The organism is Frankia nepalensis (assembly GCF_016786325.1).
Classification (GTDB): Bacteria; Actinomycetota; Actinomycetes; order Frankiales; family Frankiaceae; genus Pseudofrankia; species Pseudofrankia nepalensis.
This window is the reverse complement of the sequence record NZ_JADWYU010000201.1, coordinates 32,137-47,387: the sequence shown is the minus strand read 5'-3', so window position 1 is coordinate 47,387 and position 15,251 is coordinate 32,137. Positions and strand designations below refer to the sequence as shown.

The window sequence follows — 15,251 nt, the reverse complement described above, 5'->3', positions numbered from 1 at the left end:
GGCCCGCGTCTGCGGGTGATCTCACCGACACGATGACGTGTTCGGGGCGTACTCTCCGATTCCTTGGAGCGCTTCTGCTCAGCGTTGCCGCCCGCGCGCCTCTCGGTGGTTCGTGGGTCAGGAGGCCATAGCTTTCGTTAGCCTTCCCGGGCTTCGTCGAGATAGTTGCGCGCGGCCTTTTTCGCGCGCCGATGGTTTCCACCTCCCGCCCTTCTTTGTCGTGCGCTGGGATGGGTGGTGGATTCCGCGTTCTGGGTGGTCGGTGCTGGTTCCGTCGGTTCCCCTGACCTGCCCGGAGCGGCTTCATGATCGGCTGGCCTGTGCCCGCGCGTCGTCTCTCGTCGTTTGGCCGGAAGGTGTGGCGCCGCCGTTCCCGGGCACGCCGCGTCGCGCTTGCGCTGGTCACGGTGTTGCTGCTGTCGGGTGTCGTGGTGCTGGTGGTGGACCGGGTGACAAACCCGGGTCTGGTGCCGATCTCGGAGCAGAACCCGTTTCGGGACGTGAAGTTGCCCGAGTCGTCAGATGGCAGCGCGGAGGGGCGGGACCATGTGGTCCCGACGGAGCTGACCTCACGCGACGTCGCGCCGGATCTGGCGGAGGTGGCGGCCCGGGTCGGCACGGTCGAGGGCGCGGTGCCGGCGTCTCCGGAGGTGGAGCCCCGGGAGGTGGTGTACCCGACGGGCCCGGATGCGCCGGCGGGCGAGGTGATCCTTCCGGAGGTGCCGGCCGGTGCCGAGGCGCCCGCGGACGAGGACCTGGCGGCGGGGGCTAAAGATCCAGAGGTACCGCAGTCGGGTCGGGTGGAGGTCGAGGCGGCCCGGACGGACACCGCGACGGTGTTCCGGAACCCGGACGGCACCTACACGACGGAGTTGTCGACGGAGCCGGTGCGGTTTAAGGACGACCAGGGCCGGTGGGTGGAGGTCGACACCGGCCTGGAGGAGCAGGGCGGTGGGTTTGAGGCTCGGTCGGTGGCGTCGCCGGTGGAGATCGCCGGCGCGGCGGATGCCCCGGAGCTGGCGCGGATCGAGCTGGGCGAGGGGCTGTCGGCCGGGTTCGCGTTGGAGGGTGCGGCGGCCGCTGAGGGGGCGGCTGACGGGGAGTCGGTGACGTTCACCGACGTGCACGAGCAGGCGGATCTGGAGCTGTCGGCGACGGCGTCGGGGCTCAAGGAGGTCATCGTCCTGCGGTCGTCGGACGCTCCGACGAGCTGGACGTTCCCGCTGGCGTTGGCGGGGCTGACCGCGAGCCTGGACGAGCGGGGCCAGGTGGTGCTTGCCGACGGGTCGGGCGCGGCGGTGGCGGTGATTCCGCGGGGGTGGATGGAGGACTCGTCGCCGGGCCGGGCGACGTCTGAGGGTGTGACCTACAGCCTGGTGGAGGCGGACAGTACGGGTCAGGTCGCGTTGCGGGTGGATCTGGACGCGGCGTGGTTGGGGGCGCCGGAGCGGGTGTTTCCGGTGCGGGTCGACCCGACGGTCACCCAGGTCGGGGCCGGTACGGATGACACCTATGTGTCGTCGGCGACGCCGGGAACGGCGCACGGGTCGGACGGGTCGTTGCGGGTGGGGTTGCAGGCGGCGGGGGACGAGAACCGGGGCTATCTGCATTTCCCGAACAACTCGGCGTTGGCGAACGCGAACATCCTGTCGGCGACGGTGTCGTTGTTCAACACGGCGTCGCACCACGCGTGCACGGCGCATCCGGTGTCGTTGTACCAGGTAACGGGGTCGTGGAACGGCACCACGCTGACCTGGCCCGGCGCGTCCATCAGTGGTGAGGTTGCTCAGAGCACGTTCTCGCATCAGAGCGGGAACGGCGGCTGCCCGGCGGGGTGGGAGACGTTCTCTGATTCGCGGCTGACGGAGCTGGTGGAGGACTGGAACGACGGTACGACGGCGAACCATGGCCTGTCGGTGCGGGCGTCGGCGGTGGATGCGAACCATTACAAAGAGTTCGAGTCGCAGAACTGTGCCTGCACTGCGCCGGGGACGGCGGGGGACCATCGGCCGAAGATGAGTATCACCTGGTCGCCGTATGACGCGGTGTATTCCTGGCCGACGGGGTCGCCGGTGTGGGACCAGGCGTTGACCGCGACGCAGTCGGGGAAGATCAAGGTTCGGGTGACGAACCGGGGTAAGTTCACGTGGCCGGCGAACGGTGCCTACAAGCTGTCGTATCACGTGTATGACGCCACCGGGACCACGGAGATCGTGGCTCAGGGGTACAAGACGAATCTGCCGGTGGCTGTGGGCCGGGGCCAGTCGGTGGATGTGACGGCGATCGTGAGCCCGCCGCCGGCGGGTAGTTACATCGTCAAGTTCGACATGCAGGACACCGGGTCGGGCGGGGCGTTCTTCTCCACGCACAGTGTGCCGATGCTGCCGGTGGCGCTGGTGGCGCCGCCGGCGGCCGGGGTGCAGGTGACCGGGTCGACGCCGTTGGACGCCGAGCGGGTCGACACGCTGCGTCCGGTGCTGTCGCTGTCGGGGAACCAGCCGAGTTTGACGTACGAGTTCCAGCTGTGCTCGAACCCGGACGCGGCCAGTGGTTTCTGCGTGTCGTCGGGTGGGTTCATCGCGAGCTCGTCGTGGCGGGTGCCGGCGGGTGGGATGAGCTGGGGCTGGCCGTACTACTGGCGGGGGCGGGTGAAGGCCGGCGGAACCACGAGCGCGTGGACCCAGCCGATGACGATCATCGCGCAGGTGCCGTCGCCGGCGACGAGTGGGCATTTCGGTGGGGATCCGTATGCGCCGTCGGTGGGGTCGGTGACGCCGCTGATCGGGAACTACGCGTCGTCGACGACGGACATCTCGGTGGCCGGGGTGGGACCGGGCCTGGAGCTGACGCGGACCTACAACAGCCGGGACCCGAACGTGGGGCTGTTCGGGGCGGGGTGGTCGTCGCAGTGGGACACGAACGTCCGGGTCGACGACTCGGGTGAGGGCAACCTGGTGGTGCGGTATCCGGACGGGCGGGACAGCCGGTTCGGGCGGAACTGGGACGGCACGTTCACGCCGCAGGATGGTTATTTCTCGTTGATGCAGGCGCCGAGTCCGAAGGTGGCGTCGTTCACCGGGGCGAACTCGGCGAGTTCGTTGGGTGTGGCGGATACGGGTGAGTCGTGGCAGGTGTTGTCGGGGACGTGGGGGGTCAACGGGAACAACGCGTATCTGGTGTCGGGGTCGGCCGGGGTGGCGGTGATGCCCGCTCCGTCGGACGGGATGGTCCGGTTCACGGCGCCGGTGGCGCAGAACCATCTGGGGGTGGCGTTTCGGGTGCAGGACGCCGGCAACCTATGGACGCTGACGACGGAGCCGGGGAGTAACGCGCTGATCCTGGCGAAGCGGGTCGGCGGGGTGGTGACGACGGTCGCTACGTACGCCGGCGCGTGCTGCGCGGCGGCCGACGTCTACGCGGTGCGGATGGCGGGCTCGGTGCTGACGGTGTACCGCAACGACCGGGTGGTCGGGTCGGTGACCGACTCGCAGTTCTCGACCGCGACCAGGGCTGGCCTGTACGCGCTCAACACCGGTGCCGGGCGGGTCGGGTCGGTCACGATCGTCGACGACCAGCACCGCGACAGCTTCACCCGGGCCAACTCGGCGACCACCCTGGGAATGACGGACAACGGTGAGCAGTGGCAGGTGCAGCCGCTGCCGGGGCTGGGCAACGGCACCTGGGGTATTTCCGGGAACGCCGCCTACCTGGCGGCCGCGTCCGGGAACCGGAACATGGCGACGGTATCGGCGGCGGCGGATGGGGCGTTCTCGTTCAAGATGCCGGTGGCACAGGCCGGCCTGGGACTGGCGTTCCGGTTCGCGGACGTGAACAACTACTGGCGGGTGGTGGCGCAGCCGTCGTCGGGCACCTGGCAACTGGTCAAACGTGACGACGGTGTGGAGACGGTCGTCGCGACGTCGAGCGGCGGGTTGTGCTGCACGGCGGCGGACACGTTGACGGTGGTGACGAACGGGCCGGCGATCTCCGTGCTGCGCAACGGCGCGCAGATCCTGTCGACGAACGACCCGGCGGTGTTCTACGGGAGCCGGGCCGGCCCGTTCGCGGAGGCAGCCGGCGCGGGGCGGATCGACGACTTCACCGCGACCGCGGCCGCCACGCTCACCGACAAGACCGGGATCGCGCACACGTTCCGGTCCGACGGCCGGCTGGTGAAGATCACCGACGTGACCGGTCGGCAGCTGGAGCTGAACTACAACAGCAACGCGCAGCTGACCTCGGTGGTGAACCTGACCACGCTGCGGACGCTGTCGCTGACGTGGACCGGCGCCCACGTCACCTCCGTGTCCACCCAGAACGTCGCCGCCCACGCCGGCTCACTGACGTGGACCTATGCCTACAGCGGTGACAATCTTGCCTCGGTCACCGCCCCGGGCTCGACCAGCCCGACGACCTATGGCTACGCGTTCAACGGCAAGATCGGGACGATCACGCTGCCTGAGGGAAACGTCGACACGGTCATCGGTTACAACCTCGACGGCACCGTGCAGTGGCGCGAGGACGGGGAGGGCAACCGCACCGAGTACGAGGTGCTGGCTACCAACCCGAACACGATCATCCGAGTGACGGACCCCCGTGACCACGAAACCGAGCACGAGTACCACGATGGCCAGCTGATCTCGCAGCGGGACAACATAGGGAACCGGCAGTTCGTCTACAACGACCGGGGATTCCTGCGCCAGGTCATCGACGAGAACGGCAACATCGTCCAGACCGAGACCGACACCCGTGGCAACGTTCTTGCCCGCTCGCAGGCCCGCTCGTATTGGAACGGGACGCTGTTCGTCAACACCGAGTACTACGGCTACTACGTCGGAGCGCCGGGTGACCCACGCAACGACCTGGTCACCATCTACCGAGACGGCCGGTCGGCGTCGTCGTCGGACAACACCTTCGCGACCTTCTACAACTACAACGCGTTCGGCGACCTGGTCTCGCGGATAACCCCGGCGACGACGGGCTTCCCCTTTGGCCGTGCCGAGTCGTGGGCCTTCTCCACCGGGAGCGAGGCGGCGGTGGCCGGGGGCGGGACGATCCCGCGCGAGCTGCTGCTCTCCCATACCGACCTGGGGGGCAAGACCACGACCTATGGCTACGACGCCAAGGGGGACCTGCGCCGCGACCAGGACCCGGCCGGGCTGGTGCACGAGTACACCTACGACGAGCTGGGCCGCCAGCTGACGTCGAAGGAGATCTCCGACACCTTCCCCGCCGGCCTGACCACCAGCTACGCCTACACGAAGCTCGGGCAGGTCGCGCAGGTCACCTCTCCGGGAGCCGCCAACCTGATCACATCGGTGGTGCACACCCCGGTCACGACGAACACCTATGACGCCAACGGAAACCTGACCCAGGTCACCGTGTCCGACGCGACCGGTGGGGACACCGCCCGCACGACCACCTACGCCTACGACGACGCCGACCGGCAGACCCACCGGACCGTCGGCGCGGGGAGTTTCCCATGGGCGACGTACGCGACGACCTACGACCCGAACGGCAATGTCGCGACCACGACGGACCCTGCGGGGACGGTGACCTCTTACACCTACACGGCCCACGACCAGGTGGCGACGACGACGCTGGAGGACTTCGTCGACGACCCGGTCGCCGGCTCCTCGCCCCGCGACGTCGTTCTAGAGTCGCGGGCCTACGACCCGGCGGGCCGGGTCGCGTCCGTCACCGATGCCGAGGGCCGGACGGTCAGCTACCAGTACTGGCTCGATGATCTGCCGTTCCGGGAAACTCTCGAGGGGTACCGGCCGCCGGACCTGGTCAACGGTGTGCTGTCCGGTCCGGCTGCCCGCGACATCATTTCCGCCGAGTACGCCTATGACGGTGCCGGCAACGAGATCACGACCATCGCGGGTGGTGGCCTTTCCAAGGTCTCGACCGAGTACGACGCCGACGGCAAGACGATCGCGACCATCGTCGACCCCCAGGGTGTCGCCCGCCGGACAGATGTCACCTACGACGCCGGTGACAACGTCACCGCCGCTCAGCTGTCCGCGGCGGGCACGGCGACGACCGAACGCATCGAGTACGGCTATGACAACGCCTCCCGGCCGACGTCGACCACGGTGTTCGGCAACGGGGTGGAACGGTTCACCAGCGCGGTCACCTATGACCAGCGTGGCGAGGTGACTAGTTCGGTCGACCCGCGTGGCTACGTCCCGGGCGGCGCGCCGAACTCGGCCTATGTGACCGATCAGGTCACCGACGCCCACGGCAACACCGTCCAGGAGATCCACCCGCCGGTGCAGGTCGAGGAGAACGGCGCCGCGGCGGTTACCGACCGGCCGTCGGAGGAGATCGGCTACAACACGTTCGGTGAGCCGACGCATGTGCGGGATGCCCGCAACAAGGTGAAGGTCATCGGCTACAACCATCTTGGTCAGGTCACGCAGGTGACTCACCCGTCCTACACGCCGCCCGGCGGCGGTAGCGCGATCGTCCCGACCGAGGCCTGGTCGTACGACGACAACGGCAACACCGTCAGCCACACCGACACCCGCGGCAAGACGACCACCACGGTCTACGACAAGCGCGACCGGCCGGTCGCCGTCACCGACCCGCAGGTGTCTGGCGCGCCGGCGGCGGGCGTTACCCGGATGGTCTACGACGACGTCGACAACCTCGTCACCGAGGTTGACCAGGTCGGCGCGTGGACGTTCTACGCCTACGACGACCTTGACCGGGTGTGGGCGACGACGGTCACCGAGCAGTGGCTGACCCAGACGTTCACGACCTACACGGTTTACAACGATGCCGGCGACGTGATCCGGGAGTTGCTGCCCGCCAACGTCGCCACCGGCGCGTCGACGATCTCGGACTACAACGGCGCCGGCGACGTGACCGCCACCCACGACGAGCTCGGCAAGACGACCACCTACACCTACGATCTGGCTGGCCGCGTCATCTCGGTCACCGACCCGCTCGGCCGGGAGACCCGCTATACCTACGACCGCGCCGGTCGCGAGACCGCCGTGGCCGAGTACTCGCCCACCGACGTCCTGCTCCGGAGCACGTCGACCGGCTATGACGCGGCGGGCAATGTCACCTCCACTACCGACCCGAACGGCCACACCGCCACGTCCACCCTGGACGCGCTGAGCCAGCTACGGACCATCACGGTTCCCGTGAACGGCTCCACCACGATCACCACCTCGGTCGGCTACGACCTGGCCGGCAACGTCACCCGCATCACCGATGGCCGCGGCAACGCCACCATCACGAAGTACAACAGCCTTGGGCTCGTCGAGTCCGTGGTGGAGCCCTCGACGCCGGCGTTCCCGGCGGCCGCGGACCGGACCTGGACGACCACTTACGACGCTGGCGGCCTGCCCGTCACCGTCGTCGCCCCAGGCGGGGTCACCCGTACCGCCACCTACGACGCGCTGGGCCGTCTCACCGCGGAGAACGGCACCGGCGTCGGCGTTCCCACGGCCTCGCGGACCCTGTCCTACGACCTGGCCGGCCAGCTCACCGCCGTCAACCACCCCGGCGGCACGCAGTCGTTCACCTACAACGACCGCGGTCTGCTCACCGGCGCGTCCGGTGCCGGCGGTACCAGCAGCTTCACCTACGACTCCACCGGCCGGATGACCGGACGCACCGACCCCGGCAGCACCACCAGTTTCACCTACACCCCCCGCAGCGAACTGGCCACCATCACGGGCACCGTCACCGGCGGCACCCGAACGCTCGCCTACGACGACGCCGGCCAGCTCACGTCGGTCACCTACCCCGGCGCGACCCGCACCTTCGCCTACGACAACCTCGGCCGCACCATCGCCGACACCCTCACCGCCGGCGCCACCGCGCTACGCGGCCAGTCCTACACCTACGACAACAACGACAACCGACTCAGCACCACCACCGGCCCACTCGGCGTCGCCGGCGCCGGCACCCAGACCTACACCTACGACTGGGCCAACCGCCTCACCTCCTGGACCGACCCCGCAAGCGTCGTCACCACCTACGGCTGGGACGCCGCCGGCAACCGCACCAGCCAGAACGCGGTCGTCTCGACCTACGACGCCCGCAACCGGCTGACCTCCGACGGCACGTCCACCTACACCTACACCGCCCGCGGCACCCTCAACACCCGCACCGAAGGCGCCACCGTCACCACCACCAGCTTCGACGCCTTCGACCGTCTCCTCGGCGACAACACCGGCGGCACCCTCCAGACCTACACCTACGACGGCCTCGACCGCCTCGCCACCCGCAACGGCGCCCCGTTCGTCTACGCCGGCCTGGAGAAGGAACCCGCCACAGACTTCAGTTCCTCGTTCTCCCGCGACCCCGACGGCGACCTCGTCGCCATCGGCAGCCCCGCCGGCAACTGGGCCACCCTCACCGACACCCACGGCGACCTGGTCGCCGCGTTCACCACCGCCGGTGTCCTCACCGACAGCCGTTCCTATACCCCCTTCGGCGAACCCGTCGCCGCCGGCAACCCCAACCTGCACGTCGGCTACCAGGGCAGTTGGACCGACCCCGCCACCGACAAGGTCAACGCCCAGGCCCGCTGGTACACCCCCGGCACCGGCACGTTCATCAGCCGCGACACCGCCAACCTCCCCATCACCGGCACCGCCGCGAGCAACCGTTACACCTACGCCGCGGGCAACCCCCTCACCTACAACGACCCGACCGGATTTGCCAACAAATCAACCGCCAACACCAAGACCAAGTCCGCCGTCAAAACCAAGTCGGCGTACACCCCCATCAAGTCGGCGTCAAAGCCGGTCAAGTCCTCGGGCCCGGTCCAGGACGCGGCGTTCTGGGCAGGCGTGCGGGCGTACCTGGCCTTCCAGGAGGCGTTCTGGGCCGGGGTGCGGGCGTACCTGGCCTTCCAGGCGGCCGCCAAGGCCAAGCAGAAGGCGCCGGTCAAGCAGGCGGTGAAGCAGAAGGCGCCGGTCAAGCAGGCGGTGAAGCAGAAGGCGCCGGTCAAGCAGGTGGTCAAGCCTCTGAGCGGCCCGGTCAAGCAGGCGGTCAAGCAGAAGGCCCCGGTCAAGCAGGTAGTCAAGCCTCGAACGGCCCCGGTCAAGCAGCACGCAAAGCCGACGCCGATCTCGAAGCCCGCGGCGGCACCCCGGATCAAGACGCCGGCCAGCAGCGTGAAGCCGAAGCCCCCCTCTGCCGTCCCAAAGGCGGCGGCGAAGCCACGGGTCGTTTCTGCCTTCTTCCCCCAGTCCGGCTCCTCCGATTCCGGCTACCGCATCGTCCCGATCGGGAGCGGTGGCGGCGGGGGTGGCTCGGGTGATCGCCAGGTATGCAATTTCTCGGCGACTGGAATCGAACGGTGTGTGCTGGAGTGGGAGGGGCCGGCGGCGCTCTTCGAGGAGGCATGGGGCGACTGCCAGGAAAACGGCGAAACGATAGATTGTATGGACCATGACCCCGAGCATTTTGACAGGTACTACCGCATGTGGCAGGACTCGGGTGCGCAGGATTGCCACGGGGTGGGCGAGTGCGCGGTCGCGTCCGTTCCTGAACTGCTGATTCCGGGGCCGAAGCTCGGGTTCTTTGGTCGGTTCATGAGAGGCTTTGGGGCACCCGGAAGGCTCGCCGCGCGATGCGCCAGCAGCTTCGACGGCGACACGCGTGTCCTCCTCGCCGATGGCACCTCCAAGCCCATCCGCGACATCCGCCCCGGCGACCGGGTCCTCGCCACCGACCCCGAAACCGGCCGAACCGAAGCGCGCACCGTCACCCGCCTCATCATTAGCACCGGCGACAAACCCCTCGTCGATATCACCGTCCAGACCCCCGACGGCCCCGCCACCATCACGGCCACCACCAGCCACCCCATCTGGGACCAGTCGGACGGCGAGTGGGTCAACGCCGGCGCACTCACCCCCGAGGACCGGCTCCGCACACCCAGCGGCCAGACGGTCGGCGCCGCCGGCGCACTCGCGAGATACAACACCCAGACCGTCTACAACCTGACCGTCGACACCCTTCCCACGTACTACGTGCTCGCGGGCGAGACGCCGGTACTCGTCCACAACTGCGGTGGTCCTGTCCATCTCTCGGATGACGTAATTGACACGCATATCCTTCCTCGGCACGGCCCGGGCTCTCCGTCTGTAGGTACAAAGTTCGATGAAAGTGTCGATCCGGACAATTTCGGGGCCCTCGCTAACGAGGCGGTAAGCGGGTCGCCGGTGCCAAGTCGCGTCGACTCCGTGACCGGCAACCATGCGCATGACTTCGATTTTGGTCCTGGAAGAGTGATTGGCGAGAACGGAAGTACAAGGATGCGCGTCTGGGTTGACCCGAATGGTAATGTCGTCTCCATGCACCCGCTATAGGCAGAGGGGTGAGGCCGTGTCACTGGAGATCAACCACCGGCGAAGTGCGTCGTCCGGCACTGTGGGATGGGAGCGATTCGGCACCCCGGACCAGGCCACCAGTGCCGAATTGCTCTGGTACTTCTTCCCGGGGGACGTTGAAATACTCTCCCATGGCACGTCCCTGGCTTCCGAGGTCGGATCTGTACCGGCTCTCCACTTCGTCGCCGCGATGGTCGGAGCCCGGGACGAGCTGGCCTCCGGTACCGGCTCCCGCTACTCGTACGACTTCACCGAGGCTGACCAGAGCATCAGTTTTCAAAGAAGGGGCGGCGACGTTCGTATCGAGACCAGTTTCTCGACGAATGTGCTGACGATCCCGTTGGATGAGTTCTCGAGTGGAGTGCGCCTCTTTGCCCGCCGCGAGATCGAGGATCTGGGGCGCGAATACCCCGCGCTACTGGCGCACCCTCTCATGCTTGACCTAAAGCGCAGATGTGGCGGCGACGAGAGGGTGGAGCGCCCGTTGTAAGGCGCCGTGGCGGGCGTGCGGGCGCGTTTCGGTTGATGGCACACCTGATCATCGACCAGACTCGGCGTCGAGACCGCTCCGCTACCGGATCTGTGGCCACGCCAAGCCCGTCAGGGCCCGGACCGGTCTGGAGCTGTTTCAGGACCGGCGCCGTCGCCCATTCGGCTCCGCGTTACCCGGCAGACCTGAACCCGCCGAATCCTGGCTGACACCCTGGATGGCGGTCGCCTGCCGGTTCACACGAACGGGCGGGTGAAGGCGGCGGGGCCGGCGGTGATGACGCGGAACTCGTTGCCCTCGGGGTCGGCGAGCAGGTAGCCGGCCTCGGTGGAGGCGCCGTTGGACTCGAGGCGGCGGACCCGTTTCGCGCCCAGGGTGGCGAGCCAGCCGGCGACCCGTTCGGCGTCGACCGCGTACAGGTCGAGCTGCAGGCGGTTGCGGGCAGGGCTCAGCTTGCGGACCTGGCGCAGGAGCAGCTTCGGGCCGGCGCTCGCGGGGTGGCGCAGCTCCGCTGTGTCACCGCCGCGGCGGGCCACCTCGTACCCGAGTGCCCGCGACCAGAAGCGGATCATGCGGTCGACGTCCACGCAGTCGACGCCGACCCTGGCTACCCTCAGCCCGTGCGTCTCAAACCCGGCCACTCGCGCATGATGCCGCATTGCGGGAGCCTTGGCTCACAGGTGGTCGGCGTGTTGTGAATCGGGCGTCCGTTCCCGGGGCGGGCCGGGAGTCCTCAAGCCCGGGAACTGGGCTCTCGCGCGGGCGCGTCCGGTAGATCCGCCGAGGTGGCGGGCTCGGTAGGGTCCCAGCCATGCCGACTATCTTCACCCGGATCATCAACCGGGAGCTGCCGGGCCGGTTCGTCTACGAGGACGAGCACACGGTGGCGTTCCTGACCATCTCCCCGATCCGGCCGGGGCACACGTTGGTGGTGCCGCGCCTCGAGGTCGATCACTGGATCGACCTGCCCGACGCGGAGCAGCGTGAGCTGTGGAGCGCGGCGGCGAAGGTCGGCCGGGCGATCCAGGAGGCGTTCCAGCCGCGGCGGGTAGCTGCGATCATCGCCGGGCTGGAGGTGCCGCACACCCACGTCCACCTGATCCCGATCGAGAGCGAGAAGCAGCTCGACTTCGCGCTGGCCGACCCGAACCCGGCGTCGGACGAGCTGGACGAGGTGGCTGAGCGGATCCGGTCCGCGCTGGCCTGACGGCGCCGCCGGGCCGGCCGAGGCTCGGCGGGAGGCCGGAGGCGGGGCGGCGCCGAGTGGCGCCGCCACCGCGGCCGGCCCTGGGCCGGCCGCGGTGGGCCGAGGAGAGCTTGGGCGGGGCAGGTCCCGAGCTCGGGACCCGGCGAGCAAAGCCCGTCAGTAGCGGAAGGTCACCTGCGACGTGGCGAACAGCGGTTCCCAGTAGACCAGGTGGACGTCCTGCGGAACGTCGAAGACGATGTTGCCGCGCACCTTCTGGCCGGCCTTCAGATCATCGGCGTTCAGCATCGACCCGACCTCGGTGTACGTCGCGTCGTACCGGCTGCCGTCCTCGGCCAGCCCGAAGAAATGGATCCCGAACACGTTCGCCTGGCCCGAGATCATCTGGACCGTGAAGTTCGCGATGACGAAGAGGCCGTTCTCCGGCGGGTCGCCGTAGCTGCGGACCGCCGAGGTCGTCGTGCATATGCCGTGCAGCGTGATCTGCGCCTTGTAGATGACCTCGTCGCTGTAGTCCTCACCCTCGACGGTGCCCGTCTGGCCGATGTCGAGGACACCCGCAGGCGGAGCGCCGGCGGGCACGCCGACCTGCTTGCAGTCCGCGGGCGCGCCCGGCACCGCCGTGGCCGGAGCGCCCTGGGCCGTGGTCGCCGGCGGCGCGGATCCCTGCGGCGCGGTGCTCTGCCCGCCCTGGGGAGGAAGGTTCGTCACCGCCGGCAGGGTGGGCTGGACGGTGACTGGCTTCTTCTCGTCGTCGCCATTCACCGCGAGCGCGATGACGACACCGAGGACGATGGCCGCCACCACGGCGAGCGAGACGATCAGGATGATCCCGTTGCGGTTCGACCGACGCGGCGGCTGGCCGGGCGGCTGTCCCGGCCCGCCGGCCCAGGGCGCCGGCGTGCCGCCGGCCGGCGGGTAGCCGCCCTGCTGGAACCCCGCGTCCTGGTAACCGGGCTGGCCCTGGGGGTAGCCGGCCTGCGGGTAGGGCGTGGTCGGCTGGTAGGCGCCGGGGGGCGGGGTCCCCGGCTGCTGGTAGCCGCCGGCCGGGGGATACGGGTAGCCACCGGGCGGGGGCGTGCCCTGCGCGCCCTGCGGGTAGCCGGGCTGGCCGTGGCCGGCGGGTGGCCACTGCCCTCCGTCCGGCGCGGAGCCCGGCCAGCCCTGCCCGGGGGGAGGCGGCGCCTGACCGGGGGGTGTCGGGTGGGGGGTGTGGCCAGCCGGGTCGTGACCACCCGGCGACGCCTGCCAGTCAGGTGCCGGGGTGGCTGGCGGCCAGCCGCCACCGCCGTCCGGCGGGTTGTGGGGGTACTGGTCGCTCACGATGTTCCTCTCGGGCCTACACCCCGCTGCCAGAAACGGAGCAATGAGGATGGACAGGGCGACATTACAGAAGTCGGAAATCCCCAATGGAAAAGCCCTGGCCGGCCGCCTGCTCGGTTGCGGAGACAACCTCTCCGGGGGCTCCAGGCGTGGGCATTGTTGGCGGGTAGGCATTGTTGGCCGCGCATTAGTCGTCCGTCGTGCCAGCCCGGCCGGGGGCACCGGCGGGCGGGCCGGCGGGGGCGTACTCACCGGCCGCGGGCGGGCCGGCGGACCGCCTGTGCGCCCGCTGTTGGCGAATGCTCATGACGGACGGTGATCGCTGTTGGCCCGGACTACGCTGGAGTATCGCCGTCCGTTCCTGCGCAGGGGAGTCCGTATCGTGCCCGTCGACCTGCCGCCGCCCGGTGCCGGGTGAGTGAGCCGCTGCCGGCTGAGGTGCGCACCCAGGTCGTCGCCTTCGCCGCTGACACGCTCGCCGACCTCGAGGACGCCGAGGTGCCGGCGAGTCTGGTCGCCGTGCGCAGGTTCACCCCCGCCCGCAGGGCCAAGCAGGGCGCCGTGCCGCTCGCGGCGGCGGTCGAGCACGACGCGATGTTCCGGGGCCGCGTGGCCGACTGGATCCGGCGGACCCATCCTGGTCTCGCCGAGGCGGTGACGGCGGCCGACGGCCCGCCGGCCGCCGCGCCCCCCGCCGAGGTGGCCGCGGTCGCCTTCGTGCTGCGCCCGTCCGGCTGGGAGGAGCTGCTCGCCGCCGCCGCCAGCCTGTCGGCGCAGGACGCCCTCTCGGCGCGGGCCGACGAGGCCGCGCGGGAGGTCGACCGGCTCTCCGAGGCGCTGGTGGCCCAGCGTGAGGCCGTTCGCGCCGAGCGCGAGCAGCTGCGTGAGCAGCTGGCCTCGAGCCGGCAGGAGGCCGACGAGCTGCGCCGGCGGATGCGGGGCACGTCGGAGCGCGTGCGGCGCGCCGAGCAGGTGGCCCAGGAGGAGGTGGCCGCGGCGGTGGCCGACCGGGACGCGGCCCGGGCCGCGACCCGCGCCGCCGAGACCGAGGTCCGCCGGCTGCGCGGCCGCGTCGGCGACCTGGAGGCCGCGCTCGCCGCCGCCCGGCGGGAGGGGCGCGACGCCCGCAGCCTCGACGACGCCCGGCTGCGGGTGTTGCTGGACACGCTGATGGGCGCCGCCAACGGCGTCCGCCGGGAGCTCGGCCTGCCCAGCACGGTGTCGCGGCCGGCCGACCTGCTGGCGTCGGCGGACGCCCGGACGGGCGACCCGTTCTCCGCGGTCGGCGCCCGCGGCCGGCCGGAGGACGATCCCACGGTCATCGACGAGGTCCTCGCCATCCCGGGCGTCCACCTGCTCATCGACGGCTACAACGTCACCAAGCGCGGCTACGGCGGGCTGACTCTGCAGGCCCAGCGGGTGCGGCTGCTCTCCGGCCTCGGCCCGCTCGCAGGCCGGGCGCTCGAGGCCGAGATCACGGTCGTGTTCGACGCCACGGCGGTCGCCAGCCGGCCGGTCGGCGTCACCGCGCCGCGTGGGGTGCGGGTGCTGTTCAGCCGGCTGGGGGAGCTCGCCGACGAGGAGATCGTCCGGCTGGTACGGGCCGAGCCGCCCGGCCGGCCGATCGTGGTCGTGACCTCCGACCGCGAGGTGGCCGAGGCCTGCGCGTCCGCCGGCGCCCGCGCCGTCCCCTCCGCCGCGCTGCTGTCCCGCCTCGAACGCTAGCGCCTCGTTCCCGCCCGGCCGGCCGCGCCTGGGTCGTGCCCGGCCCGTGCCGGCCCGTGCCTGGCCGCCGTTGCCCGGACCGACCCGCGCCGGACGGGCGGCCCGCGAGTCGGCGGGGTGGCCGAGCGCCGAAAACTGTCGGACC

Annotated in this window: 6 protein-coding genes; 4 read left to right on the top strand and 2 right to left on the bottom strand. The window is 70.1% G+C overall.

From position 1 onward, the window contains the following. Positions 1-305 precede the first annotated feature (305 nt). Positions 306-10,340: a DNRLRE domain-containing protein gene (locus I6A81_RS31300; RefSeq protein WP_203010390.1), complete on the top strand. Its 10,035-nt coding sequence runs from the start codon at positions 306-308 to the stop codon at positions 10,338-10,340. A gap of 16 nt (positions 10,341-10,356) precedes the next feature. Beyond that, positions 10,357-10,851, top strand: a complete 495-nt coding sequence (locus I6A81_RS31295; RefSeq protein WP_203005857.1) for a hypothetical protein — start codon at positions 10,357-10,359, stop codon at positions 10,849-10,851. Positions 10,852-11,087: 236 nt separating this feature from the next. Here I6A81_RS31295 and I6A81_RS31290 read toward each other — a convergent pair whose 3' ends face one another. Then, positions 11,088-11,510, bottom strand: coding sequence for a VOC family protein (locus tag I6A81_RS31290; RefSeq protein ID WP_203005858.1), 423 nt, complete (start codon positions 11,508-11,510; stop codon positions 11,088-11,090). Between the two features lie 152 nt (positions 11,511-11,662). Here I6A81_RS31290 and I6A81_RS31285 point away from each other — a divergent pair, with 152 nt between their 5' ends. Beyond that, a complete protein-coding gene (locus I6A81_RS31285; RefSeq protein WP_203005859.1) occupies positions 11,663-12,058 on the top strand; it encodes an HIT family protein in 396 nt (131 codons plus the stop codon). 156 nt (positions 12,059-12,214) lie between these two features. On the opposite strand, the gene I6A81_RS31280 is transcribed toward I6A81_RS31285, so the two are convergent. Beyond that, positions 12,215-13,381 (bottom strand): DUF4352 domain-containing protein, encoded by a 1,167-nt coding sequence (locus tag I6A81_RS31280; RefSeq protein ID WP_307875033.1) that lies wholly within the window; start codon positions 13,379-13,381, stop codon positions 12,215-12,217. Positions 13,382-13,795: 414 nt separating this feature from the next. Here I6A81_RS31280 and I6A81_RS31275 point away from each other — a divergent pair, with 414 nt between their 5' ends. Beyond that, on the top strand, positions 13,796-15,106 hold the full coding sequence (locus I6A81_RS31275) for an NYN domain-containing protein (RefSeq protein WP_203005861.1): 1,311 nt from the start codon (positions 13,796-13,798) through the stop codon (positions 15,104-15,106). The last annotated feature ends 145 nt before the right edge of the window (positions 15,107-15,251 follow it).

Coding starts and splice junctions, on each gene's coding strand:
- I6A81_RS31285 (WP_203005859.1), top strand. CDS start 11,663: ATGCCGACTATCTTCACCCGGATCATCAACCGGGAGCTGCCGGGCCGG.
- I6A81_RS31290 (WP_203005858.1), bottom strand. CDS start 11,510: ATGCGGCATCATGCGCGAGTGGCCGGGTTTGAGACGCACGGGCTGAGG.
- I6A81_RS31300 (WP_203010390.1), top strand. CDS start 306: ATGATCGGCTGGCCTGTGCCCGCGCGTCGTCTCTCGTCGTTTGGCCGG.